We start from the raw sequence: 2,357 nt of genomic DNA on the forward strand, positions 1-2,357 counted from the left end.
CATTGAGGAGGTCAACAAACAGGGCAAACAACTACACTTATGCACAGCCGACCATCAAGCGGTCGGCTCTTCACCCCGGGTCAGAATTCAATCGGCAGGGTGGGTCAATATTCAACCGGCGCGGACAGACGGGCAAGTTAGGGCTCATCGCGAACCCTTTATCGGAAGAAACTCTTGCTTCCCAGTCGGCTTAAGACCCGGAAGGGACAGAGCCCACTTCACGAGCACTCCGACGCGACCCTGATCAATGACCGCCTCAAGTGAACAACCTTCGTGAGGCTTCGATAGCCGAATGCTCTCTCCTACAGCTAGACGAAGAGGTCCGCGCTTCTCAACAGAGTTTCTGCCATAGGGGATAAAGATCACGCCACCTTCCCGCACATACATGTCTTCGAAGCGGACGACGTCGTTGAAATTCCAATCAGCTCTCGAGGAAAAGGCCACTTCAACCGAGCCATCGGGTGCGAGAGAGGGTAGCTCCAAATCGCAGATCGAGGTTTCCGCGCAACAGCCCAACGCCAGGCCAAAGCCGAAGACCGCTAGAACGGCACGCTTCATCGTGAGCTCTAACGTAGAGATGACCGGACCACCAACATGAGCGGCGAAGCCGCAGTCTGCTGTTGTGGGTCCGTGTCGATTGAAATGTTAGAGCGCTTTGTCATAGACGCCGATCTCCTCGCCTTTGTGTGCCACATGCTCAAGTAGACGCCAGCCGCTACGAACAAGCAGTGACGCTGACGTGCCAGTGGCGCAATACAGCCGATTGTGGCCCAAGGCCCTGGCGCGCTCCTCAAGGCTTGCGAAGAGTTGGCTGCCGATCCCCTGCCGACGCAAGTCCGGGACCACAACCGCCGCTCCTGCCCATGGACCCAGATGAGGATGACTGGGAAACGGTTCGGACTTCAGGGCCGCAAAGCCGCAAGCTTGACCAGAGCGAAACGCAATCAAACCCAAGGGCAAAGTCGAAGCATGAGAGTACGCGAGGAGATCGACCGCGGCACTTCCCCGGCCGCCCTTTCCGTAGTACTCCGGCCACTCAGATTCAAACCAAGCCTGCACCGTAGGCAGCAAATCTTGGTGCGTCGCCAGGAGTTCGATCGTGACCAAGTCGTTCTTGCGCTTTAACGTGAAGATGACCGGACCACCAACATGAGCGGCGAAGCCGCTGCCTGCTGTTGTGGGTCCGTGTCGATTGACATGTTATGGCGCAGGCCGGCCTTTGTGCATGTGCTCATTGTTTGCCGGGCGATACGCATGGCCATAGTTTGCCTCACGCATGCTGGCAAGCCAACTCGCCCGAGTGCTGCGCCTCCTCCGATTTGATGAGGCCAGGGCGCGAAGGCCAACAAACGGCGAGACCTGGCCGGAGATGTCGGCAGCCAGCTGCTCGAATGCAGGCGCCGTGACTCACCCGAGCGCCAGGGTGCAACCCCCAGAAAAGCGGAGCCGCTACGAGCGATGTGCAACGCTCGACGCTATCCATGCGGTGCGAAGTCAATCGCGTGAACGCTTCGCACACCACTGCCTTCACCCCGCGCTATAACGTAAAAATGACCGGACCACCAACACCAGCGGCGAAGCCGCAGCCTGCTGTTGTGGGTCCGCGTCGATTGACATGTTAGGAAGAACTCTCCGACTCTCGTTTGAGCAACTGCACGAATTCGCCCCAACGGCGATCATGTTCCTCTTTCGGGGCTGCATGAACTTCCGAGAGAGCCTTTTCATACTTGAAGATCTCAGCAAGCTCATTTGGCGTTAAACCCAACTGCTTCGCCAGATGCATGATCTTGGTTCGGACAAGCGCATCGCTGTACTTCTTGGTATCGCTGTTTCCCCAAATACCCGTGACCGTCGTGTTCGCTGCGATGAGCTCGGCGAGCAAGAGAGATGTCTTCCGTAAATCGGATTCTTTCGCGTAGATCTCCTTCTTGACGCTTTCGATCTTTTCCAAGGTGACTTTCAGATTCTTTACATCGAGCGTCTTTAGGCGCTCCAATACCGGGATCACGAGACACGTGAGCACAAGCAGGCTTAGTAGAGAAACATATCCGGCAGTACCAATCTTCTCCGCAATCAGCAGGGCGGTGAAGACTGCGACACCCGCTGCCCCCACTACCGTTGCGACGATTCCAGGTGCTCGCATAGTGCTTCCTAACGTGAAGATGACCGGACCACCAACATGAGCGGCGAAGCCGCAGCCTGCTGTTGTGGGTCCGTGTCGATTGACATGTTACTGAGCCGGCCCATAAATAGTGCGTAACGGATCACGCGGCGTACCGGACATGCTTTTCCTTGAACAGATTGCGAATGATCGCGGGCTGCTTCTGGCGACTGTGCAGATGACTGCGCACGGCCTT

At 56.9% G+C, this 2,357-nt stretch carries 2 protein-coding genes; both read right to left on the reverse strand.

Features of this window, described 5'->3' with window-relative positions:
* Positions 1–645: 645 nt before the first annotated feature.
* Positions 646–1,107, reverse strand: coding sequence for a GNAT family N-acetyltransferase (locus EEB15_RS32935; protein WP_158290311.1), 462 nt, complete (start codon positions 1,105–1,107; stop codon positions 646–648).
* Positions 1,108–1,618: 511 nt separating this feature from the next.
* Positions 1,619–2,143, reverse strand: coding sequence for a hypothetical protein (locus tag EEB15_RS32940; RefSeq protein ID WP_141514219.1), 525 nt, complete (start codon positions 2,141–2,143; stop codon positions 1,619–1,621).
* Positions 2,144–2,357: the final 214 nt, after the last annotated feature.

Origin of the sequence: Ramlibacter sp. WS9 (assembly GCF_003797765.1) — a bacterium.
Taxonomy (GTDB): domain Bacteria; phylum Pseudomonadota; class Gammaproteobacteria; order Burkholderiales; family Burkholderiaceae_C; genus Ramlibacter.